This window comes from Paracoccus methylovorus, assembly GCF_016919705.1.
Classification (GTDB): Bacteria; Pseudomonadota; Alphaproteobacteria; order Rhodobacterales; family Rhodobacteraceae; genus Paracoccus; species Paracoccus methylovorus.
Map to the genome: position 1 here is coordinate 564,811 of NZ_CP070371.1, position 22,200 is coordinate 587,010.

21 protein-coding genes and 4 pseudogenes are annotated in these 22,200 nt (G+C 64.6%); 15 read left to right on the forward strand and 10 right to left on the reverse strand.

The window, feature by feature from the left end; translation table 11 throughout:
• Positions 1 to 45: 45 nt before the first annotated feature.
• Positions 46 to 234 (forward strand): annotated as a pseudogene (locus JWJ88_RS22215) (IS3-like element IS1133 family transposase); the annotation flags it as partial.
• Here the strand turns inward: JWJ88_RS22215 and JWJ88_RS15990 are convergent.
• From JWJ88_RS15990 to JWJ88_RS16005, 4 genes are read right to left on the reverse strand one after another with little or no spacing between them, the layout of a single operon-like run.
• A complete protein-coding gene (locus JWJ88_RS15990) occupies positions 225 to 674 on the reverse strand; it encodes a hypothetical protein (protein ID WP_205296931.1) in 450 nt (149 codons plus the stop codon). The pseudogene JWJ88_RS22215 and the gene JWJ88_RS15990 overlap by 10 nt on opposite strands.
• A complete protein-coding gene (locus JWJ88_RS15995; RefSeq protein ID WP_205296688.1) occupies positions 671 to 1,099 on the reverse strand; it encodes a hypothetical protein in 429 nt (142 codons plus the stop codon). The genes JWJ88_RS15990 and JWJ88_RS15995 overlap by 4 nt, the downstream gene beginning before the upstream one ends.
• Entirely contained in the window at positions 1,096 to 3,726 is a 2,631-nt protein-coding gene (locus JWJ88_RS16000; RefSeq protein WP_205296689.1) for a phage tail tip lysozyme, read from the reverse strand. The genes JWJ88_RS15995 and JWJ88_RS16000 overlap by 4 nt, the downstream gene beginning before the upstream one ends.
• A complete protein-coding gene (locus JWJ88_RS16005) occupies positions 3,723 to 4,292 on the reverse strand; it encodes a phage tail length tape measure family protein (protein ID WP_205296690.1) in 570 nt (189 codons plus the stop codon). Before JWJ88_RS16005 ends, JWJ88_RS16000 begins: the two co-directional genes overlap by 4 nt.
• A 307-nt stretch (positions 4,293 to 4,599) precedes the next feature.
• Here JWJ88_RS16005 and JWJ88_RS16010 point away from each other — a divergent pair, with 307 nt between their 5' ends.
• The 4 genes from JWJ88_RS16010 (at position 4,600) to JWJ88_RS22295 (ending at position 7,163) form a co-directional block, all read left to right on the forward strand.
• Positions 4,600 to 5,277, forward strand: coding sequence for a hypothetical protein (locus tag JWJ88_RS16010; RefSeq protein ID WP_240200352.1), 678 nt, complete (start codon positions 4,600 to 4,602; stop codon positions 5,275 to 5,277).
• 147 nt (positions 5,278 to 5,424) lie between these two features.
• Positions 5,425 to 6,507 carry a DUF3363 domain-containing protein gene (locus tag JWJ88_RS22285; protein ID WP_456095323.1) on the forward strand — a complete coding sequence of 361 codons (1,083 nt, stop codon included), beginning with the start codon at positions 5,425 to 5,427 and terminating at the stop codon, positions 6,505 to 6,507.
• Positions 6,480 to 6,716: a DUF3363 domain-containing protein gene (locus JWJ88_RS22290; protein ID WP_456095324.1), complete on the forward strand. Its 237-nt coding sequence runs from the start codon at positions 6,480 to 6,482 to the stop codon at positions 6,714 to 6,716. The genes JWJ88_RS22285 and JWJ88_RS22290 overlap by 28 nt, the downstream gene beginning before the upstream one ends.
• 15 nt (positions 6,717 to 6,731) lie before the next feature.
• On the forward strand, positions 6,732 to 7,163 hold the full coding sequence (locus tag JWJ88_RS22295; protein WP_456095325.1) for a DUF3363 domain-containing protein: 432 nt from the start codon (positions 6,732 to 6,734) through the stop codon (positions 7,161 to 7,163).
• A gap of 6 nt (positions 7,164 to 7,169) precedes the next feature.
• On the opposite strand, the gene JWJ88_RS16020 is transcribed toward JWJ88_RS22295, so the two are convergent.
• The 3 genes from JWJ88_RS16020 to JWJ88_RS16030 are packed head-to-tail and all read right to left on the reverse strand — an operon-like array spanning position 7,170 to position 8,078.
• Complete coding sequence (locus JWJ88_RS16020; RefSeq protein ID WP_205296691.1) at positions 7,170 to 7,499, reverse strand: VpaChn25_0724 family phage protein; 330 nt, start codon at positions 7,497 to 7,499, stop codon at positions 7,170 to 7,172.
• 16 nt (positions 7,500 to 7,515) lie between these two features.
• Positions 7,516 to 7,887, reverse strand: coding sequence for a type II toxin-antitoxin system VapC family toxin (locus JWJ88_RS16025; RefSeq protein WP_205296692.1), 372 nt, complete (start codon positions 7,885 to 7,887; stop codon positions 7,516 to 7,518).
• Positions 7,887 to 8,078, reverse strand: a complete 192-nt coding sequence (locus tag JWJ88_RS16030) for a type II toxin-antitoxin system VapB family antitoxin (RefSeq protein ID WP_205296693.1) — start codon at positions 8,076 to 8,078, stop codon at positions 7,887 to 7,889. Before JWJ88_RS16030 ends, JWJ88_RS16025 begins: the two co-directional genes overlap by 1 nt.
• Positions 8,079 to 8,283: 205 nt before the next feature.
• On the opposite strand from JWJ88_RS16030, the pseudogene JWJ88_RS16035 reads away from it, so the two are divergent.
• Positions 8,284 to 8,719, forward strand: a pseudogene (locus JWJ88_RS16035) (conjugal transfer protein TraG); the annotation flags it as partial.
• A gap of 20 nt (positions 8,720 to 8,739) precedes the next feature.
• Here JWJ88_RS16035 and JWJ88_RS16040 read toward each other — a convergent pair.
• Positions 8,740 to 9,869, reverse strand: a protein-coding gene (locus JWJ88_RS16040) for an IS3 family transposase (RefSeq protein WP_205296694.1) whose coding sequence is annotated in 2 segments (ribosomal slippage) — positions 8,740 to 9,623 and positions 9,623 to 9,869 — 1,131 coding nt in all. Because the reading frame shifts where the segments join, the coding sequence is not laid out codon by codon here.
• A 163-nt stretch (positions 9,870 to 10,032) separates the two neighbouring features.
• Between JWJ88_RS16040 and JWJ88_RS16045 the strand changes: the two genes are divergently transcribed.
• Together JWJ88_RS16045 and JWJ88_RS16050 are read left to right on the forward strand one after the other, a co-directional pair.
• Positions 10,033 to 10,602 carry a hypothetical protein gene (locus JWJ88_RS16045; RefSeq protein ID WP_205296695.1) on the forward strand — a complete coding sequence of 190 codons (570 nt, stop codon included), beginning with the start codon at positions 10,033 to 10,035 and terminating at the stop codon, positions 10,600 to 10,602.
• 453 nt (positions 10,603 to 11,055) lie between these two features.
• A pseudogene (locus tag JWJ88_RS16050) lies at positions 11,056 to 11,815 on the forward strand (TrbI/VirB10 family protein); the annotation flags it as partial.
• A gap of 144 nt (positions 11,816 to 11,959) precedes the next feature.
• Here the strand turns inward: JWJ88_RS16050 and JWJ88_RS21865 are convergent.
• Together JWJ88_RS21865 and JWJ88_RS16060 are read right to left on the reverse strand one after the other, a co-directional pair.
• A pseudogene (locus tag JWJ88_RS21865) lies at positions 11,960 to 12,157 on the reverse strand (helix-turn-helix domain-containing protein); the annotation flags it as partial.
• Between the two features lie 87 nt (positions 12,158 to 12,244).
• On the reverse strand, positions 12,245 to 13,153 hold the full coding sequence (locus JWJ88_RS16060) for a LysR family transcriptional regulator (protein WP_205296696.1): 909 nt from the start codon (positions 13,151 to 13,153) through the stop codon (positions 12,245 to 12,247).
• A 97-nt stretch (positions 13,154 to 13,250) separates the two neighbouring features.
• Here JWJ88_RS16060 and JWJ88_RS16065 point away from each other — a divergent pair, with 97 nt between their 5' ends.
• The 7 genes from JWJ88_RS16065 (at position 13,251) to JWJ88_RS16095 (ending at position 22,185) form a co-directional block, all read left to right on the forward strand.
• Positions 13,251 to 14,450, forward strand: a complete 1,200-nt coding sequence (locus tag JWJ88_RS16065; protein ID WP_205296697.1) for an acyl-CoA dehydrogenase — start codon at positions 13,251 to 13,253, stop codon at positions 14,448 to 14,450.
• A complete protein-coding gene (locus JWJ88_RS16070) occupies positions 14,450 to 15,595 on the forward strand; it encodes a CaiB/BaiF CoA transferase family protein (protein WP_205296698.1) in 1,146 nt (381 codons plus the stop codon). The genes JWJ88_RS16065 and JWJ88_RS16070 overlap by 1 nt, the downstream gene beginning before the upstream one ends.
• Positions 15,596 to 15,764: 169 nt before the next feature.
• Positions 15,765 to 17,624, forward strand: coding sequence for a sensor histidine kinase (locus JWJ88_RS16075; RefSeq protein ID WP_205296699.1), 1,860 nt, complete (start codon positions 15,765 to 15,767; stop codon positions 17,622 to 17,624).
• Positions 17,621 to 18,967, forward strand: coding sequence for a sigma-54-dependent transcriptional regulator (locus JWJ88_RS16080; protein WP_205296700.1), 1,347 nt, complete (start codon positions 17,621 to 17,623; stop codon positions 18,965 to 18,967). Before JWJ88_RS16075 ends, JWJ88_RS16080 begins: the two co-directional genes overlap by 4 nt.
• Before the next feature lie 196 nt (positions 18,968 to 19,163).
• Positions 19,164 to 20,138 carry a tripartite tricarboxylate transporter substrate-binding protein gene (locus JWJ88_RS16085; protein WP_205296701.1) on the forward strand — a complete coding sequence of 325 codons (975 nt, stop codon included), beginning with the start codon at positions 19,164 to 19,166 and terminating at the stop codon, positions 20,136 to 20,138.
• 58 nt (positions 20,139 to 20,196) lie between these two features.
• Positions 20,197 to 20,661: a tripartite tricarboxylate transporter TctB family protein gene (locus JWJ88_RS16090; protein ID WP_205296702.1), complete on the forward strand. Its 465-nt coding sequence runs from the start codon at positions 20,197 to 20,199 to the stop codon at positions 20,659 to 20,661.
• Between the two features lie 15 nt (positions 20,662 to 20,676).
• Positions 20,677 to 22,185, forward strand: coding sequence for a tripartite tricarboxylate transporter permease (locus JWJ88_RS16095; RefSeq protein WP_205296703.1), 1,509 nt, complete (start codon positions 20,677 to 20,679; stop codon positions 22,183 to 22,185).
• Positions 22,186 to 22,200: the final 15 nt, after the last annotated feature.

Below are 22,200 nucleotides of genomic sequence, written 5' to 3' on the forward strand. Positions count from 1 at the left end.
GGAGGGCGAGAACGCCATCGGTCCGAGTGACTGTCCGACACCATGAAGTTTCAGTTCATTGCCAGCTATCGGGGCAGCCTTTCGCGCAGCCATCCCTGTCGCATGATGGGCGTGACGGACCGCGGATTGCGCGCGTGGCGGCGCAGGCCCCCGTCCATCCGCCAGCGGCGCGACATGGTGATCCTGGCGCATATCCGCGAACAGCATCGGCTGAGCCTGGGCAGCTATGGCAGGACGATTTCGCCGGCGGTGATCTCGGCCGAGACGATCTGCAGGCCGGTGGCTTCCATCTCGACCTTGTTCGGGGACGAGGCCAGAACCACGGCCATTGAGACCGTGGCCGGATCGGTGAAGGAGCGCACCAGCTCGACCATCCCGGCGTCGAGGTTTTCCAGCACCAGCGTGGCCTGTGCCGGCGCGTCCTCGGCTTCACCCGGCAGCACCACCGAGGCCACGACCCAGAGCCACGGATCCTCTGCATAGCGCGCGCCCTTCCAGGTCGAGAGCGTGCCGTAGATCTCGGGGTCCACGGAGATCCTGACGGCGTTATCGGTGGAAAGCCGGATCGGTGCCTCCAGCTCGGGATGCTCGATCAGGATCAGCGCCACCTCGATCTCGCCGGAATATTCTTCCTCATGCGCAAGGCGGGCATTCATCGACAAACGGCGGCTCATGGCAGCACCCAGATTTGAAAGGATTTCAGAAATTTGACCTGATCGACGACGGTCTCGGTCGGCAGCTGATCGCCCCAGGCGCAGAGCCAGCGCTCGCTGAGCAGCAGCGGCTCTTTGGTCTGGGCATTGACCAGCAGACCGACGCCGGCGGCATTGGTCAGCGGCCAGCCATCGGTGCTGGGGTCGGGCATCCAGAACCGGATCGTGCCTTCCTGGCAGGTCTCGTGGAAGAAGCGGTCGAAGACCGCACGCTGGTTATGGGTCAGCTTGACCGCCATGGAGACGGATTTCGCGGCGCTGGAAAACCGCCGCCGGTAGCCGGGCGGGCCGGCGTCGTTCTGGCGCTTGCGGCGCGCATCCTGCGGCTGCAACTGCCAGCTGTCGCGCTGGGGCGGTGGAAGGGTGGCGGGCCAGGTGGCGATCATCCGCGCCTCCTTGTCGGCGTCCCGACCCCCATGCCGCGCAAGGTTCTGGCGGCAGCACCGCCGCGCGCCCCGATCCCTTGCGAGGTCATCTCGGACAGCACGTATTTGGTCTGGCGCTGACCGCGCGCGTCCGTGGTTTCCTCGGTCTCCACCTCGAAGGGGCGGCTGGTGTTATTCACCAGCACCGGCTGGATCTGCACCACGGGCTGTGCGGGTGTGTTCGCTGCCATGGCCGGGTTGCGCGAGGAGAGCAATTGCCGGGTCAGTTCCGCATTCATGATCCGGCTCGGGCCGGTGAACTCAAGTTCCGGGCCCTTCTCGCCGACGATGCGAACACCGCCGCCAAAATCGCCCCCAAAGGCGAAGCCGGGGATGCCGATGGCGCTGGCGACGATCTGACCGATCCCGCCCAGCAAGCCATTCAGCGCACCTTGCGGCCCGCCCTGGGCAAAGCCCTGAAGCGCATTCCCGAAAGCGCCCATGCCGCCCCCCAGGGTGCCGAGGTCGGCTGTCGTGGTCTGCGCGGTGGCGCTGAATTGGGTCAGCGCCTGTTCTGCAGCGCCCAGCCGGGTGCCCCAGCTGTCGATCATGGCCTCGTTGGACGGTCTCTCGAAGCCGCGCATCCAGGCATCGGTTGCGCCTCCGACGTCCTTTGAGGCCAGCAGGCGTTGCATGGCTCCGCTCTCGGAGGTCATCAGCTCGCGCCAGACGAACTCGAGCTGCTTTTGTACATCGCCCAGGCCGGCTGATCCACCAACGGCATTCAGCAGCCCCTGGCCGCGTCCGGCATGATGCTGAAACAGGCCAAAGGAGGTGCCATTGTCGCCCACGGCAAACGGATTGAAGCCGCTCTCACCCTGAATATTGCCCATGATGCCGGCAATCTGATGCGGCTGCAGCCCCTTGCCGGCGAAGAACTTCCAGACCTGCGACTGGACGTCCGAGGACCCGGACAGCCCGCCACCAATACCGGGGGCAAAATTGGCATTGGCCGCGCCACTGCCAGCCAGCAGCGACATCGCGCCGGGACCGCCGATCACCACGTTTGCAGCCTCGACGCTCATCGTCCCGACATCGGTGACCGGGCCGGGAAGCTGGACATCCGAACCATCGCCACGCCCGGTCAGCCGTGCCCAGATGCCTTCCAGCCCGCCGACATCGGCCATGGTGGCATGATCGGTCCCGAGGATGGCGTTCTTCATCGGGTTGGAGATCGCCAGTTGCGCGAACATGCCGGTGATGTCGGAGGCCAGCGCCTCGAACGCGCCCTCGATGTCGCCCTTCATCAGGCTGTCGATGATCCCGTCGATGGCGGTCTCGGCGGCGGACTGGACCGAGGACCAAGCTTCCTTCTGGCGCTCGACGCTGCGGGTCAGCGCATCCTCCTCGAAAGCTGCGGCGCGGCTTTCCTGCGCTCTTTCGCTGGCGGCATCGATCCCCTGGCGGCGGATCTCCAGCTCGGCCTTCCAGAGCGCGAGGATGCGTGACCTGACCGCCTCGGACTGCCCGAGCAGCGCCTGTTCCAGCTTCAGCTGCTGGAGGCGCTCCGCCTGCGCACGCTGCATCTCGCGCGTGGCGGCAATCTGTCCGAAGGGATCGGCCGAGGCCATGCCCCTGGCCAGATCCCATTCCGCCATCATCTCGCGCTTGCGTGCTTCCGAAACCTTCAGGCTTTCCAGAGATGCGGCATAGGGCCGCCGTTCGGCGGCGATCAGCAGTTCCTTGACCTGCAGGCTGTCGCGGCCATGGAGCGCAATGGCGCGGTTGATCTCGGCCTGCTCGCGCAGATCCGCGACCATCTCGTCGGCCTTGCGGCCCGCCTCGCCATCCCTGATCTGCCGGGTCCGCTTCTGCTCGGCCGCGAACAGCTGCTGGGCAAGGGCGAGAAGGCCGGGCGCAAGGCCCATTTCCTTCAGCCGTTCATCATTCACCTCACGGGCATGACGGGCGCGCAGGGCCTCGACCTCGGCGCTGTCCTCGCCGAACCGCAGGATGGCGGCGGAAAGTTCGCCCTGCCGGGTCAGGTCCGCGATCAGCGCGTCCGATTCCTTCTGGCGTGCCTGGGCGCGCAGATCGGCCGAGGCGGCAAGATCGGCCTCGAGCGCGGCCAGCGCATCCTGTTCCTGAACGCTGCCCGCGATCACCCCCATTTCCTGCAGGCGCAGTTTCAGCGCCTCGCGGGCCTGGCGGGCGCGGACGGTCTCGACCTCGGCGCTGTCTTCACCGAACTTGAGGATCGCGGCGGAAACCTCGGCCTGCTGGCTGTAGCCGCGCACCGTTTCATCAACCTCGCGCTGACGTCTGGCGTCGCGGGCAGTCTCACCAGCCTTGATCCCCAGAAGGATATCGGCCTGTTCCTTGATCAGTTGGATCAGCTTTTCTTCTTGACCGGAGATGCCGCCCTTCAGCATGGAAAGCTGCTCGACCTGTTCCAGCAGCACCTGCATGGCGGCGATCTGCGCATCGGTCCCTTCCGCCTGCTCGAAGCCTTTCACCGCATCAGAGAAAGACCGGATTTCCCCGGAGTATTTCGAGGTATGCGCGAGGCCGGTCCCGAGGCCGAAAAACCCGGTGAAATTCCGGCCCTCCTTGCCGATGACCTGATCGGTTGCCGTCATGCCGATCATTTCACGCACCGCAGTGCTGGTTTTTTTAGCTTTTCATCAAGCGCCAGACGGCTCAGCCCCGCCAGCACCGCATAGAGCCCCTGTGCCGCTTCGGCGCCCTCGCCGAAATCGCGGGCCAGATCGACAGAACTGGCCGCAGAGATTGCGGAAATCTCCTTCCATCGCTCAAACTCGGTGCTGAGCGCATCCATCCACTCTTCCAGGGATTTTGCGCGCGGTATGATGCGCATCATGCCCTGGGCTATGGCGGCACCGCCGCCGATCACGCCTATCGCTAGCAGGCCCCAGGGAGTGAGCATCATCCTGAATGCCGACGCCAGGGCGGTACCCATGCTCATCCCTGAAGCCTGTATCTGGCTGAAGATCTGTGCGACCTGCGGACCCTGCTGGATCATCACCATCATCGGGGACTGACCCATGACAGTCATCATGGCCACGTCGTTCATCTGGAAGCTGAGGTTGCCCGCCATCGCAGCCGCAGCCCCAGACCCGGAACCCACGGAACCCGAGTTCTTCTCGCGCAGGGCCAGCAAGCGGTCAGCTTCCTGCTGGGTGGTAACACCCATTTTCACCGCACGGTTCAGACGTTCCTGACCCGCGCCTATGTCGCCACGCTCGTGCCAGTGCTGAGCGGCGAGCCGCTTCCCGGCGCCGGTTTCGCCGCCGCGCCACCGCCGGACTGGCGCGAGGCCCCGCTCTTCGCTGGCAGTACAGCCGCAGCCTCAGACGCAGAACGGGTGCAGACCGATGGCGCATCGGATGCGGAACGACCGCAATCCGACAGTCTGTTCGTCCGCCGATCCGACGCAGGAACAGTGCAATGAAAAAACATTCCATTCGTCTCACGGCGCGCGCAGTCAGAGAGCTCGACCGATGAAAATCGCCTATGCGGGCCCACCTTATATCGGCTGCGCGCATCTCTACCGCGACCGCCCGGACTATGCCGGTGAGGTCGATCATGCGGCGCTGATCGCGCGGCTGCAGCGCGACTATGACGGCTGGATCCTGCACGCCGCCGCAACACCGCGCTCTTTCGCCGTTCTCGCGCCACTGGTCGAACCGACGGGGGCGCGCTGGATGGCCTGGGTGAAGGGTTTCGCCGCCTTCAAGCGCAGTGTTCCGGTCGCCTATGCCTGGGAGCCGGTGATCGTCAAAGCCGCCCGAAAACCTGTCGTCAGCAAGCGGCTGGTGCTGCGCGACTGGATTCAGGAGAGCATCACCCTGCGCCGCGGGCTGACCGGCGCCAAGCCGGAAGCCGTCTGCCACTGGACCTTCGAGATGGTCGCCGCGCGGCCCGAGGATACGCTCGACGATCTGTTTCCCGGCACCGGCGCGGTTACTGGAGCATGGCATTCCTGGCAGCGGAAGTTCACCCTGCCGAACGATCCGCTGCCCGCCTTCCTAAGCCCGACAGCGCCCGCCGTGGGCGATCCCGTCCAGGAGGTCCGTCGTGAGCATCCATCGGAAAAATCGCAGCATAGGATACTGCGGAGTAGTGCCGGGCGGCGCGGCCCTTTGGGCCACGCCGCCCTTGGAAAACATGCAAGATAAAAGCCCGCGATGTGCGGGCCGGTCGGTCGGGGGTGTTTTCCGGGTTTTCGAGGTCGTTTCGCACCTCGCGGCGCCAAACCGCACCTCGCGGCCATCCGGATTTCTCAGGTTGCTCCTCATATCCCGCACCTCGCAGGAGATCCGGCCATGAGCAGCGAGGACGATTTCCGCATCCGCCCGGGGCGGATCCGCTCCAGCCGCAGCCAGCGCGTCCGGCCTTTCGTGGCCCAGGCGCTGGCCGCCGCCCAGAAGGCGGGCGGGCGCGTCTCGCGCAGCGGCAGGATCGTGTCGCCGGGCGCCTCGCGCTTCGGCCGGGGCCGCAGCGCCGCCGTCCGCGCCAACCGGCTGATCAACCGCCGCACCCGACTCTGCACCGTCAAGGTTCGGGTGGTCCGCAGAACCGGGCAGGCCGCGGCGCTGCCCCGGCATCTGGGTTATCTCGGCCGTGACGGCGTCACCCGGGGCGGAGAAAAAGCCCGGATGTTCGGCCCGGACACCGACGATGCCGACATCAAGGATTTCGTAGAGCGCAGCGAGGACGACCGCCATCATTTCCGCTTCATCGTCTCGCCCGAGGATGCCGCCGACATGGCTGACCTGAAGCGGTTCACCCGGGAGTTGATGGCGCAGGCGGAAAAGGATCTCGGCACGGAACTGGACTGGATCGCCGTCGATCACTGGAACACCGGCCATCCCCATGTCCATGTCATCCTGCGGGGGCGGGCCGATGACGGCAAGGACCTGGTCATCTCGCGCGACTACATTCGGGAAGGGTTGCGCGACCGGGCGCAGGACCTGATCACCCAAGAGCTGGGGCCGCGCCATGACCACGAGATCCGCCGCGGCCTGATGCGGCAGGTCGAGGCGGAACGCTGGCCCGCGCTCGACCGCCAGCTTCTTCGCGACGCCGGCAAGTCCGGCATCATTGACATGGCCCCGGCCATCGACGCTCCGCGCGACGATTACCTGCCGCAGAAGGTCGGGCGGCTGCGGCATCTGGAGCGCCTCGGCCTGGCCGATCAAGTCGGGCAGGCGCAATGGGTGATCCGGCCCGAGGCAGAGACGGTGCTGCGCGACCTCGGCGAGCGCGGCGACATCATCAAGCGCATCCATCGCGCGCTGTTGGGGCAGGGGATAGATCGCGGGTTGCCGACTACATCTTCGCCAGCGAGAAGGCCGATGGCCCGATCCTCGGCCGGCTGGTGGAACGCGGCCATGACGACGAGTTGAAGGGGAGCGCCTATGCAGTGATCGACGGCGTCGACGGTCGCACCCATCATATCCGGCTGCCGCATTTCGACGCTGCCGGCGACAGCGCGCCCGGCTCCATCGTCGAGTTGCGGTCCTACGAGGATACGAAGGGCGCGCGCCGGGTCGCGCTGGCGGTGCGCTCCGATCTGGATATCCGCGCCCAAGTCACCGCGAGCGGTGCCACCTAGCTCGACCGCCAGGCGGTGGCCCGCGATCCCGTGGCGCTGTCGGATGCCGGTTTCGGCGCCGAGGTGCGCCAGGCGATGAACCGGCGCGCGGAACAACTGATCGGGGAAGGTCTGGCCGAGTGGCAGGGCAGCCGCGTGGTCTTCGCGCGCCAGCTGCTCGACCGGCTGCGCGAGCGCGAGGTCGGTACGCTGGCCGAGAAGCTCACGGCAGAGGCAGGTCTGCCGTTCGAGCGTGCAGCCGGTGGCGACAGCATTGCGGGCACCTATCGCCGCCGCTTTGTCCTGGCCTCGGGCCGTTTCGCCATGATCGACGATGGACTGGGCTCCAAGCTTGTGCCCTGGACGCCCTCGCTGGAACGGCATCTCGACCGGCATGTCTCCGGCGTGGCCCTTGCGGATGGTAGTGTGGACTGGAGCTTCGGCCGCAAGCGCGGGCTGGAATTGTAATGGTGATCAGTAGGGGCAGTCCGCACTTGGCCTGGCTACGCCGTCCATGGCGACGAGGCCTTCGCAGATTTCCTGCCCCTGCCGGGTGATTTCGGCGACGTTCAGGTCCTGGACCTGCGATATCGCGATCAGCCCGCGCGCTGCGAGGTGATCGAGACTATCCCTCAACGTCACGCGGCTGGACGGCATTCCAAGCTGGCCCAGCCAGGACGCCAGGATTTCCTCGTTGCTTCTTCCACTAGGTGACCGCGCAAGGGCGCGGAGGATGGCGAGGGCGCGATGCTCGGCTGTGATGACCTCCAGTGTTCTGGTCTGGTTCGATCCCTGATCCGCCATCTGGTTTCCTTGGGAATTATTGTGGCAGGACATGCAGAATACCAACTCGTGCCGCCGCTGCGCTCAGGCGACGGTCGCGGGTCCAGAGCGTGGTGCCGGGGGCGAGCAGGGTCGCGGCGATCAGATGCGCATCCACATAGCCGATGCCGAGGCTGAACAGCTGCCGCGCCTCGATCAGCGCCATGACCTCGGCATGGCTGGCAACGCTCGTCCGTGGCAGTCCCTGCATCGCGGCGATGACCGCCTCCCGGTCCTTCAGACTGCCGAGCGCCAGTTCGCCGATGACGAAGGGATGCGCCAGCACCAGCCCGGCTTTCAGCAGACCGGCCAGTTCCGCATCGCCCGCGCGCAGGTGGTCGATCCAGATCGAGGTATCGACGAGGATCACTACGCCGGCTGCCGGCGCGGGGCGACCGCTGCCCGCTTGTCGGTGCCGCCGAGCAGGGCGAGCCGCCGGGCGCTCTCGCGCTCGATCAGAGCCTTCAGCCCCTCGCGCACCAAGACGGCCTTCTCGCCGATGCCGGTGAGGTCATGGGCTTGCCGGAGCAACTCGTCGTCGAGATTGAGGGTCGTGCGCATGGTCAGCCTCCAAGGATGATGCACCCAATATAGCATCATTCGGTGCCGATTGCGATGTATCGGAGGAAACTTCGGCACCGTATCCTGCAAGTATTTTTACGCTGCCCTGCGCCGGACTGCGATCAGTTCTAGGATGGCTGTTGCAACCTGTGTTGGCCGGGTTTTCTTTCATTGTATCGGATATCAGCAGGAGGTCGGAACCGCCTTGTCCGGCACGAAGATCTTCTGGGGCCAGATCACCGTGGTCTTCCTGATCGTGCTGATCTTCATCTGGTCCGGAACGCAATGGACGGCCTGGCGGCTCGGCTTCCAGCCCCAGCTTGGCCCTGCCTGGTTCGATCTGTATGGTATCCCGGTCTATTACCCGCCGGCCCTGTTCTGGTGGTGGTATTTCTGCGACGCCTATGCCCCGCGTATCTTCATGGAAGGCGGCATCATCGCCGCCTCCGGTGGTTTCCTTGCCATTGCCATCGCCATCCTGATGTCGGTCTGGCGCGCCCGGGCTGCTCAGTTCCGACGGCGTCGTGCTTGGCAAGCTCGGCGAGGACTACCTGCGTCACAATGGCCCGGAACATGTGCTCTGCTTCGCGCCAACCCACTCCGGCAAGGGCGTCATCCTCGTCTGGACCTGTCCCGGTTCCTTTCCGGTCAGGTTCTCCTGTTAGGCGGCCCGTTGTTCGAAGACCACGGGTGATTTCCAGCCCAGGGCTGAGTGTTTGCGCCGCGGGTTGTAGAAGCCGTTGATGTATTCGAAGAGGGCGATCTCGACATCACGCCGGGTGCGCCAGTCGCGACGCCAGACCAGTTCGGCCTTCAGCGATTTGAAGAAGCTCTCGACGGCGGAGTTGTCGTAACAATTGCCCTTGCCGCTCATCGACACCCTGAACCCATGCCTTCGCAGGATCTTCTGGTAGTCATGCGCACAGTATTGGGCGCCACGATCGGTGTGGTGAAGACAGCCCGGTGGCGGGCGGCGCAGGGCAACCGCCATGTTCAGCGCGCGGATTGCCAGATCCTGCTTCATGCGGTTGCTGATGGCCCAGCCGATGACGCGTCTGGAAAACAGGTCGAGGATGACGGCCAGATAGACCCAGCCTTCGCGGGACCAGACGTAGGTGATGTCACCTGCCCATTTCTGGTTCGGCCCGCTCGTCACGAAATCCTGTTGCAGGGGGTTCGGCGCGATGTTGAAGGCATGGTCGCTGTTGGTCGTGCGCTTGAACTTGCGGCTGCGGATGACCCGGATGCCGTTCTGGCGCATCAGACGATCCACGCGGCGCTGGCCGACCCGCAGGCCCAATTCGTTCAGTTCCTCGGTCATGCGCGGCCTGCCATAGCTGCCCAGACTCAGCCGATGCTGGTCGCGAATATGGGCCAGGATTACCATATCGCGCCGCTGGCGTTTCGACGGGGGTCTGCGCCGCCACGCGCGCAATCCGCGGTCGGTCACGCCCATCATGCGACATAGATGGGTGCAAGAAAGGCTGCCGCGATAGCTGGCAATGAACTGAAACTCCATGGCTTTTGAGCCGCGAAGAACTGAGCCGCCTTTTTGGGCACCTCCCTCTCCTCCCTGAGAATGCGGCTCTCTTTGCGTAACCGCTCATTCTCGCAAAGAAGATCAGCATCCCGTTCCGGCACCTTCGCCTCATCGGAAATCGCCCGGATCCATTTGCCGAGCGTCGAAAGCCCGGTCCCAAGATCAGACGCAACCTGACGCCGTGTCAGACCGCTGCTGAGCGCAATGCGAACCGCATCACGCTTGAACTCGCCGCTGTGTGTCAATGCCATATCCTGTCTCCTTTGAAGAGAGCATCGCTCTCAGAAGACCGGAACAAACCCGGGACAGGTCCAGACCGGGCAGGTTACAATAAATTTCCGCCTCGGGGCTGGAAAAATGCGATCCCGGCTTTCAGGATGGATTGGGACGGTGGAAGGATGAAGGAGCCTGGCGATGGATGCTTACGGCCATCTTCGCATTCTCGTCAGCATGATCCTGGGGCTGGGGATCACCCGCGTTCTGTCGGGGCTGTCGCGGCGCATCCAGTCGCCCGCCCGGACCGAGGGCATGCTGGCCCAGACGGTCTGGGCAGTCATTGTTCTGCTTGGCGCGGTGCATTTCTGGTGGTGGGAATTCGGATTGCGCCGTATCAGCGACTGGCATTTCGGGGCCTATGTCTTCGTTCTTTGCTATGCCTCGCTGCATTTCGTGATGGCGACGCTGATCTTTCCCGATGCGCTGCCCGACCATGCCGAAAGCGAGAGCTTCTTCATGCGCCGCCGCCACTGGTTCTTCGGCGTCTTTGCCCTGACATTCGGCTTCGACCTGTTCGACACGCTGATGAAGGGCAGCGATTATTTTCACGCGTTGGGGCCCGAGTATTTCCTGAGGCTGGCCTTGGGCCTGTCCATCGCCTTCGCGGCGCTTCGTGCCCGGACCCTGCAAGGCGTCGCGTTGATCGGCGCGGTCTGGCTGGTCTATGACATCAGCTGGATCGTCCGCAGATATGACAGCCTGGGATGAGCCGATGGATGAAATGCGCTATTTCTTCATATGCTTGGGGCCGGATACAGCACATGCAGCACGATATATCGGCAGGAAAATCCTCAGGCAGCTGTTGTGAACAGTGCGCCATTTCGACTTCGAGAACGGGCCAATTGGACTTGATTCATCAGTTTTGCCATAGGTAGAAAAATAGATGTGGCGCGAGGATCAGGACCTGCAACCATCTTTACTTGCTCCGGGCGCAAGTAAAGATCATAGCTTGCCCCCGCAACCAACGATAATTGCGCATTGCGCTCCCAAAGGAGGGCTTTTTGCGTTCCAGCGAGATCGCAAGGATTCCAGCGAGATCACCGCGACCTCGATCTGAAGCTCCCCGCTGTCCGGGTCCCGGGCCATATGGTGATGTGAGGGCGTGGCCATGATGAGGCGCAGCGCAGCGAGGCGGCGACCTATCCCGACAGCACCTTTCCCGAACCACCCCGCGTCACCCGCCTGTCCCGCAAGATGCTGGCAGGCGTCGGCGCGGCCGCGCTTCGCGGCATCGGCGGCGCGCTGATCTACGCGCTCCAGACCCGCGCCGAGGGACCGGGCGGCGGTGAACTCTATTCGACCGAGAATCGGCCCACGGCGGACGGCCTCGCCGGCCTGCCGCGCGACTATACCGGCCCCCGTCCTGGGGCCGGCGTTGCCGGGCGACCTCGGAAGGCCCATCCTTGACGCGCAGAACCGGGGCCAGCCTGTCGTGCCGCCGGTCATGGCGACGCCCGCCGTCGATCCCGAGGAAGAACGCCGCCGCGCCGAGGAAGAAGCTGCGCGCTTGAATAACGTGCTTTTCCAGTCCGGCCCGAACACGGGAACGCCGGCAGGGATGGCCATGCCCGGCCTTGCCGGTCTCGGCCTCGGCGGACAGCCGGCGACGCAGGATCGGCACCCGGCTTTCCTCAACGGCCCCGTGGACCGGCAGACCGTCGCCCCGGATCGTCGTCACCTCGCCTGCCTCGCCCTACAGGCCGGGGCCGTCATCCCGGCCGCGCTTATCACCGGCATCCGCTCCGATCTTCCCGGCCAGATCACCGTGCAGGTGACGGAGAATATCTATGACAGTCCGACCGGCAGCCTGCTCCTGATCACGCAGGGCACGCGTATCATCGGCCAATACGATGACGGCGTGACCTTCGGCCAGCGCCGCGTGTTGCTGGTCTGGCACCGCCTGATCCTGCCGGGCGGCAGAGTATAGCCGAGAGGTCAGGTCGCGCAATTCGGCAGGGGTAAAGAAGGGCTGCGGACTTTGCGGCAGGTCAGGTTCGAAAGACTTCGACAAGGTGACGCCCAGCCCATCAAGGATCTTGCGCAGCGAAGCGACCGAGGGGCTGCGACGCCCTGTTTCAATCATCGAGACCTGACCATGCGGCACACCCGATGCCTCGGCCAGTTGTCGCTGCGACAAGCCTGCGGCGGTGCGCAGTTCTTTCAGCCGCGCACCTACGTCGAATGTGCTGTCGAAATCGCTCATTCCCGCTCCGCTGTCTTTAGCGCAGGTTAACTGGGCTCGACTTGACGCACCAGCCATCATGCGCAAATTGAAGGAATTGGTCGCTCAGAATATTGAGCACTACGCATGCCGATGTGAACAAGCCACGGTTCCAGCCCGAGAGGGGGCCTATCCCACCCCGTCTTGCGTCATGCAGGCGGCAATCCAGTCGCGAAACGCCGCCAGCGGTTTCAGTCCGGCCTTGCGTGCGGGCCAAGCCAGCCAATAGGCGCCGCTGCCGGGCACCCCTTGCCGCAGGATTGGCGTCAGCCGCCCCTCGGCGATCTCTACCCGGGCCAGATAGTCCGGCAAAAGCGCGATCCCAAGACCCGAGATCGCCGCCTGGATCATCATCGAAAACTGGTCCATCATCATGCCGTTCAGCGGTTTTGGCGGCTCGACGCCTTGGCCGCGAAACCACGCCGCCCACGCATCGGGTCGGGTGGGCAGTTGCAGCAGCAACATCCCTGCCAGATCGGCCGGGCGGTCCACCGGCGCCCGGGCCAACAGGCTGGGCGCTGCGCAGGCGGTCAACCTTTCGTCAAACAATTTCAGATGCTCGGCTCCGGGCCAGTCGTCCTGACCGTAGAAGATCATCGCGTCAAAGGGTTCTTCGTCAAAGCTGAAGCGGCGAAAGCGGGTGGTCAGGTTGATCGAGACGCCGGGATGCGCCGACAGGAAATCCGGCAGACGCGGCGCCAGCCACCGCGTGGCAAAGGTGGGCAGGACGGCAAGGTCCAGACTGCCGCCGTCGGGGTTCGCGATCAGCGACATGCTGGCGCGCTGGATCAGCTCGATTGCAGCGGCGATGTCGCGGAAATACCGCTCGGCCGCCTCGGTCGGGGTCAGGCGCTTCTTGTGGCGCACGAACAGTTCCTGCCCCAGTTGCGCCTCGAGGCTTTGCAACAGCCGGCTGACCGTGCTTTGTGTCAGGCCCAGATCCTGCGCCGCGCCGGTGACCGACCCGGTGCGCATCACCGCGTCAAAAGCCAAAAGCAGGCTGAGGTTCGGAAGGAAGCGTCTTTGGCGCAAGAACATTCACTCTATGCATGAAGTGATGAGGATTATCCATTTTCCGGCTAGGTTTGGAAGCTGTAATGAATGAACCAAGCACCATTATCGCAAGAGGCATGACGTGACGACGAAATCGCACAAGGGCAACCCTTTCTCATGGGCCGACCCGTTTCTGCTGGAAGATCAACTGACCGAGGAAGAGCGGATGATCCGCGACACCGCCGCGTCCTTCGCCGCCGACCGGCTGGCCCCCCGCGTCGAGGCCGCCTATCTGAACGAGGAAACCGACCCCGAGATTTTCCGTGAAATGGGCGCCTCGGGCCTGTTGGGCGTGACCGTGGACGAGGCTTATGGCGGCGTCGGCGCATCCTATGTCGCATATGGGCTGGTGGCGCGCGAGATCGAGCGTATCGATTCGGGCTATCGCTCGATGGCCTCGGTGCAAAGCTCGCTGGTGATGTTCCCCATCGAAGCCTATGGCAGCGAGGAGCAGAAGCAGAAATATCTGCCGAAACTGGCAAGCGGCGAGTTCATCGGCTGCTTCGGCCTGACCGAGCCTGATGCGGGCTCCGACCCCGCCGGCATGCGGACCGTGGCGAAAAAGACCGACGGCGGCTATGTGCTGAACGGCGCGAAGATGTGGATTTCGAACGCACCGATCGCGGACGTCTTCGTGGTCTGGGCGAAATCCGAGGCGCATGGCGGCAAGGTGCGCGGCTTTGTGCTGGAAAAGGGCATGAAGGGCCTGTCGGCGCCCAAGATCGAGGGCAAGCTCAGCCTGCGCGCCTCGATCACCGGCGAGATCGTGATGGAGAATGTCGAGGTCGGCGAGGACGCGCTGCTGCCGAATATCGAGGGTATGGGCGGCCCCTTCGGCTGTCTGAACCGCGCGCGCTATGGCATTTCCTGGGGCGCAATGGGTGCGGCCGAGGATTGCTGGTTCCGCGCCCGCCAGTACGGGCTTGACCGTCATCAGTTCAACCGTCCGCTGGCCGCCACGCAGCTTTATCAGAAAAAGCTGGCCGACATGCAGACCGAGATCGCTCTGGGCCTTCAGGCCAGCCTGCGGGTCGGGCGGCTGTTCGACGAAGGCAAGTTCGCGCCCGAGATGATCTCGATCGTCAAGCGCAACAACTGTGGCAAGGCGCTGGAGATCGCCCGCGTGGCCCGCGACATGCATGGCGGCAACGGCATCCAGATCGGCTATCACGTCATGCGTCATGCGCAGAACCTTGAGACGGTGAATACCTATGAGGGCACACATGACGTTCATGCGCTGATCCTTGGCCGGGCCCAGACGGGCATTCAGGCGTTCTCGTAATGGCCGAACCGGCGCTGAAGGGGCTGCGCGTCGTCGAATTGGCGCGCATCCTTGCCGGACCGTGGATCGGCCAGACACTGGCCGATCTGGGCGCCGAGGTCATCAAGGTCGAGGCTCCCGAGGGTGACGATACCCGCCGCTGGGGTCCGCCCTTTATCGAGCGGCCGCGCGCCGATGGCTCGACCGAAAAGGTCGCGGCCTATTTCCACGCCGCCAACCGTGGCAAACGGTCGGTGACCTGCGATTTCAACGATCACAACGATCTGGAGCGGCTCAGTGCGCTGATCGGCCAAGCCGATGTGGTGATCGAGAACTTCAAGCTGGGTGGCTTGCGCAAGTTCGGGCTGGACTACGACACCCTGTCGGCGCGCAATCCGGGGCTGGTCTATGCCTCGATCACCGGCTTCGGGCAGGACGGGCCGCGCGCGGCGCAGCCGGGCTATGACTTTCTGATCCAGGGCATGTCGGGCATCATGGACCTGACCGGCGATCCGCAGGGCGAGCCGCAAAAGGTCGGCGTGGCATGGATCGACATCTTCACCGGGCTTTACGGGGTGATTGCGGTGCAGGCGGCACTGACCGAGCGGGCGCGCTCGGGCCGGGGCCAGCATCTGGACCTGTCGCTTCTGGATTGCGGTGTGGCGGTGCTGGCCAATCAGGCGACGAATTACCTGCTGGGGGGCACGGTACCGCATCGTCTGGGCAATGCGCATCCCAATATCGTCCCCTATCAGCTTTTCCCTGCCTTGGACGGGCATCTTATCATTGCTTGTGGCAATGACCGGCAATTCGCGGCGCTGTGCCGGGTGCTGGGCCTGCCGGATCTGGCTGGGGATGCGGATTACGCCACCAATCCCGCCCGCGTGGCGAACCGGGCGCAATTGGTGCCAAAACTGATCGAGGCCACGCATTGCTTTTCCCGTGCCACGCTGATCGCCGCGCTTGAGGGGGCCGGGGTTCCCGCCGGCCCGGTCAATGACGTCGCCGAGGCGCTGGCCGAGCCGCAGGTGCAGGCACGCGGCTTGCGCATCGCGCCCGACGGCATCGCCGGGCTGCGCAGTCCGCTGCGTTTCTCGCGCAGTCCTCTGGTCACCGACCGCGCGGCCCCGGCCTTGGGCGAAGGTGACTGGCGATTTGACGGCTGATCCCTGCTTGAACAGGATATAATCCCGATGCGGCGGGGCAGGCGCATGGACGTAAGGTCGTCTGTGCAAGGCCGGTTGCGCGCGGCCGGGCTTGCTGTCAGATTCCGCTCGGGGAAGAGGGGGACGGAACCATGCACCGGATACGCCCGGAACGGCCCGAGAGGGCCAGATGCGGATAGACCTGCTGCCGCGCAAGCCGTGGGCGGCGCGCTGGCCGCTGGCCTTGGGTCTTGCCGGTGTGGCGGCGATCCTGTGGCTGGGGGCGCAACTGGCCTATCAGCATTACTTCCGCGAGGGCCACGGCCGTGCGGCCACTGCGCTGCGGTTGACGGTGAATGCGCTTTACGCCGATCTGGCGCGCTATGAGGTGGTGCCGCATCTTGTCGCCGATCTGGACCTGATCCACCAGCTTGCGGCCGACCCAGACAACCCAGCACTGCGGCAGGAAACCAACGAATGGCTGGCCGAGCAGAACGAGGCTGTTGAGGCCGCGGATATCTACCTGATCCTGCCCAACGGCGAGACCGTTGCCCATTCCGGCTATCTGGGTCCCGCCAGTTTCATCGGCCAGAACTTCAGCTACCGACCCTATTTCATCGACGCCATGGCCGGGGGGCAGGGGCGGTTTTACGGCATCGGCACCACCTCGGGCGTCCGGGGCTATTTCTTTTCAGCGCCGGTTGAGGACGATGCCGGTCGGATCACGGCCGTTGTTGCCGTCAAGATCGGCGTGGACCGAATCGAGGCATCGTGGCGCGGCAACCAATATCGCGTGCTGGTAACCGACCCCGAAGGCACGGGCTTTCTGTCATCCGAGCCGAGCTGGCTTTATCACAGCATCCAGCCCCTGACGCGGGAACGGCTGGCGCGCACCGAATCCTCGCGTCGCTACGCCGGCACGCCGCTGGCCGAATTGCCGATCGAGCGGCTGGACCTGCATGGTGCGCCGGTGTTCCGCCTGCCGCCCTCGATGGGCGAGGGGGCGAGGGGCAGCCATGACTTTATCGCGGCGTCCGAGGCGATGCCGGGGGCTGGCTGGACGGTGCATGTGTTGCTGGACAGCGCCGAACTCAGGGCCGAGGCGCGGCTGGCGGTGATCAGCCTGTTGCTGCTTTTGTCGGTTGCGGGCTTTGGTCTGCTGATGTGGCGCCAGCGCCGGGCGCAGGCGGCCGAACGGTTGGCGATGCAGCAATTCGCCACTGCGGAACTGGAACGCCGCGTGACCCGCCGCACCGCCGATCTGGCCCGGGTGAACGCCCAGCTTGAGCAAGAGATCGCCGAACGTCGCGCGACCGAGGCCGAGTTGCGCGCCGCCCAGGCCAGTCTGGTGCAGGTTGGCAAGCTGGCGGCGCTGGGGCAGATGTCGGCCTCGCTCTCGCACGAGATCAACCAGCCATTGGCGGCGGCGCGCAACTATGCCGATAGCGCCACCATTCTGATCGAGCGCGGCGACTATGCCCGCGCGCGCGATAACATCGGCCAGATTCTGGCGCTGGTGGATCGCATGGCGGCCATCGGCAAACATCTGCGGCAGGCCGCAAGGAAACCCGACGACCGGCTGGGCGCAGTGGCGCTGTCTGCGCTGCTGGACGAAACCCGCACCATCGTTGCCGCGCGGTTGGCCAGCAGCGGGGCGGAACTGGAACTGGACGTGCCGCCCGATCTGCCGCCGCTGCGGGCCGGGCCGACGCGGTTGCAGCAGGTGCTGGTCAACCTGATCACCAATGCAGCCGATGCAGCTGAGGGTCGCCCGGATCGCCGCATTTCGCTGTCGGCCCGGGCCGAGGGCGGGCGTGTCGCCATCCGGGTCCGTGACCGTGGTGCGGGCGTGCCGGCCGGGATTGCCGCGCGCATCTTCGACCCGTTCTTTACCACCAAGGGCATGGGGGCGGGGCTTGGCCTGGGCCTGTCGATTACCGCCAATATCGTGCGGGATTTCGGTGGCGAGATCACCTGCCGCGACGCGAGGCCCGGGGCCGAGTTCTGCGTGACCCTACCCGCCGCAACAACTGCCGAGGCTGCGGCATGACCCCTCGGGTGCTTCTGGTCGAGGATGACGAGCAGATGCGCAGTTCCACCGCACAGGCGCTGGAGCTGGCGGGCTTTACCGTCGAGGCGTTGGCCTCGGGAGAAGAGGCGCTGGCCTTGGCTGGGCCGGGATTTGCCGGTGCGGTGGTCAGCGACATCCGCATGCCCGGCATGGACGGCATGACGTTGCTGGGCCGCCTGCACGAGGTTGACCCCGAGATCCCGGTGATCCTTGTCACCGGCCATGCCGAGGTCCCACTGGCAGTCGAGGCGATCCGGGGCGGCGCCTACGACTTTATCGAAAAGCCCTTCGTGGTGCAGGAACTGGCCACCGTCATCCGCCGCGCCATCGAGCATCGCGGGCTGGTGCTGGAAAACCGCCGCTTGCGCGCCGTCGCCGGAAAACGCGACGATGTCGAGGCCAGGCTGCCGGGCCGCACGCAAGTCATGGTCGATCTGCGCTATCGGCTGCGCGCCATCGGTGCCTCGGATGCCGATGCGCTGGTCATCGGCCCCACCGGCGCGGGCAAAGAGGTGGTGGCCCGGGCGCTGCACGATATTTCTGCGCGTGCAGGCCGGCCCTTTATCGCCATCAACTGCGCCGCGCTGCCCGAGGCGCTGATCGAAAGCGAGCTTTTCGGTCACGAGGCCGGCGCCTTTCCCGGCGCGTTGCGGCCCCGATATGGCAAGTTCGAACATGCGCGCGGCGGCACCGTGCTTTTGGACGAAATCGCCTCGATGCCGCTGGAGTTGCAGGCGAAGCTGCTGCGGGTGCTGCAAGAAAGGACCATCACCCGGCTGGGCTCGAACGACCCGGTGCCGCTTGATGTGCGCTTTATCGCGATCAGCAAGGTCGATCTGGAGGACTTGGTCGCGGGCGGCAGTTTCCGCGAGGATCTGTTCTGGCGGCTGAATGTCGGGGTGCTGCATGTCCCGCCGCTTTCGGCCCGGCGCGAGGATGTGCCGCTGTTGTTTCTGCAACTGGTGCGCGAGGCGGCTGCCCGCCACAATATCGCCGAGCGTGAAACCCCCGCGGCCTTTCTGTCGGGGCTGGCGGCAAGGGAATGGCCGGGCAATGTGCGAGAGTTGCGAAATCTGGCAGAGCGTTTCGTGCTGGGGCTGGAAAACGCCGAGCCCGATCCCGCGCAGGGCGCGCGTCTGGCGGACCGCGTGGCCGAATTCGAACGCAGCCTGATTGCCGGCGCCATTGCCGCCCATGGAGGCAAGCTGCGGCCCGTCTATGAAACGCTGGGGATCTCGCGCAAGACCCTTTACGAAAAGATGCAGAAATACGGGCTGGACCGGCGGCTGATCCTTGATGCTGCCGAAGAGGACCCGGCCTGAGATGCGAAGATGGGTGAAAATCCGCCCATCTTTTGCCTGTCATGTCACCATTTCCACCCATTTTTTGCCTATTGCGGCAATTTGCCCAGATCAGACCCCTTTTTTGATTTGTGCGAGGGGGCAACCCGCCGCACCCTTCGCCCGGTGGCCGCGCCGAGGAGGGTGCCGGCCAAACTAATCCTTGGGGGAGGGGAATATGGCTTACCCGAAGCTTCTGGGCGCGCTTTGCGCCACGACCTTGCTGGTCGCGCCGGCTTTTGCGCAGGACTGGCCGCAGCGCCAGATTACGATGGTGGTGCCTTTCGCGGCTGGCGGGCCGACCGACACCGTCGCGCGTATGGTAGCCGAGCGCATGTCGGCCGATCTGGGCCAGCAGATCATCGTCGAGAATATCGGCGGCGCAGGCGGCACGCTGGGTGCGGGCAATGTCGCCAAGGCTGATCCGGACGGATATACGGTGCTGCTGCACCATATCGGCATGGCGACCTCGGCCACGCTTTACCGCAATCTGGCCTTTGATACGCTGAATGCCTTTGAATACGTCGGCCTTGTCACCGAGGTGCCGATGGTTGTCGTCGCGCGCAAGGATTTCGAGCCGGGCGATTTCAATGAGTTCATCAGCTACGTCAAGGACAATGCCGACAACCTGACGCTGGCCAATGCCGGGATCGGTTCGGCGTCGCATCTGTGCGGCATGATGCTGATGTCTGCGCTTGAGGCTCCGCTGGTCACGGTTCCCTACAAGGGCACGGGTCCGGCGATGACCGACCTGTTGGGCGGGCAGACCGATATCATGTGCGACCAAACCACCAATACCACGCAGCAGATCAAGGGCGGCACGATCAAGGCTTATGCCGTGACCACGCCTGAGCGGCTGGAGTTGTTCCCGGATCTGCCCACGGCGATGGAAAGCGGGCTTGACGATTTCGACGTCTCGATCTGGCACGGCATCTACACGCCCAAGGGCACGCCTGCCGAGATAAATGAGCGGTTGTCGCAATCGTTGCAGGTCGCGCTGGCCAACGAAGGCGTCGTCAAGGCCATGGCCGATCTGGGCACCGCACCCTCGCCGGCCGAGGATGCCACGCCCGCCGCGCTGCAAGCCAAGCTTGAGGCGGAAATTGCCCGCTGGCAGCCGGTGATCGAGGCCGCAGGCGTTTACGCCGACTGATCTTGCGGCCCCGCCGCCCGCGATTGCGGCGGGGCTTGCCTTTTTCGGGGGGAAACACATGTCCACGAAACCCAAGGACAACACTGACATCGCGGCAGGGTTGCTGCTGATGGCGGCGGCGGGATTTTTCGGTTGGCAGACCGTCGGGTTGGAAATCGGCACCTCGCTGCGCATGGGACCCGGCTATTTCCCAATGGTGCTGTCGGGGATCCTGTTCCTGCTGGGGCTGATCATCTTTGTGCGTGCCTTTGGGCGCGAGGATGACGAGCCCTTTGGCAAGGTGGCCTGGCGTGGCATCATGTTCATCCTGCCCGCTCCGATTTTCTTTGGCCTGACGGTTCGGGGCCTGGGCTTTGTGCCGGCGCTGTTTCTGACCACGCTGATCGCGTCGCAGGCGTCTGTGCGGATGCGGCCTCTGGCTGCGCTGATCCTGGCCGTGGCGGTCACGGTTCTGTCCACGCTGATCTTCAGCTATGGGTTGGGCCTGCCGTTCCGCCGCTTTGGCCCTTGGGTCCAATTCTAATAAAAGGGGGGCGGCATGGAACTGCTCAGCAATCTCGCGCTTGGCTTCTCGGTCGCCTCGTCGCTGGCGAACCTGTTTTTTTGCCTGATAGGTGTGCTGCTTGGCACGCTGATCGGCGTCCTGCCGGGGATCGGCGCCACGGCGACCATCGCCATGCTTTTGCCGATCACCTTCCAGCTTGAGCCTGTCAGCTCGCTCATCATGCTGGCGGGGATTTATTACGGCGCGCAATACGGCGGCTCGACCACGGCGATCCTGATCAACATGCCGGGCGAAAGCTCGTCCGCGGTGACGGCTATCGACGGCTATCAGATGGCGCGCAAGGGTCGGGCGGGCACCGCGCTGGCTACGGCGGCGCTGGGATCGTTCTTTGCCGGCACGGTCGCGACATTTCTGGTGGCGATCTTTGCTCCGCCCTTGACCACGGTGGCGCTGAAATTCGGGGCGGCGGAATATTTCAGCCTGATGGTGATGGGTCTGGTCATGTCAGTGGCGCTTGCGCATGGCTCGGTGCTCAAGGCGCTGGCCATGGTTGTGCTGGGCCTGCTGCTGGGCATCGTCGGCACCGATATCTATACCGGCGCGCCACGCTTTACCCTGGGCATCACGCAATACGCCGACGGCCTGAACTTCGTGGCTGTCGCCGTGGGCGTCTTCGGCATTGCCGAGATCTTGCGCAACCTTGAAGATGAGCATGATCGCGAGGTGATGACGAAAAACATCAACCGTCTGTTCCCCACCCGCCAGGAGTTTCGCGAAATGATCGGGCCGGTGCTGCGCGGCACCGGGATCGGCTCGGTCCTGGGCATTCTGCCGGGCGGTGGTGCGATCCTAGCCTCGTTCGCGTCATATACCATCGAGAAGAAGGTCTCGAAACACCCCGAGGAGTTCGGCAAGGGTGCGTTGGCCGGTGTCGCCGGGCCGGAAAGCGCCAATAACGCAGGGGCGCAAACCAGCTTTATCCCGCTGTTGACGCTGGGGATTCCGGCAAACCCGGTCATGGCGCTGATGATCGGTGCCATGATCATTCAGGGCATCGTGCCGGGGCCCAACGTGGTCAACGAACAGCCGGCACTGTTCTGGGGCATCGTGGCCAGCATGTGGATCGGCAACCTGATGCTGGTGGTGCTGAACCTGCCCCTGATCGGGCTGTGGGTAAAGCTGCTGACCGTGCCCTATTACGTGCTGTTCCCGATCATCATGGCGATGTGCTCGATCGGGGTCTATTCGGTGGCGTCCAACACCTTCGACCTCTACGCCGTCGCCTTTTTCGGGTTGCTTGGCTATATCATGTCCAAGCTGCGGTGCGAGCCGGCCCCGCTTTTGCTGGGGTTCGTTCTTGGACCGTTGCTGGAAGAAAACCTGCGCCGGGCGATGATCTTGTCGCGGGGTGATCCCATGACCTTCCTGAACCGTCCGATCAGCGCGGCCCTGCTGGGGATGTCGCTGATTATCCTGGTCCTCGTCTTCATGCCGCAGATCCGCAAGCGTCGGGACGAGGTGTTCACCGAAAGCGATGCATAAGACATCCAACAGAGA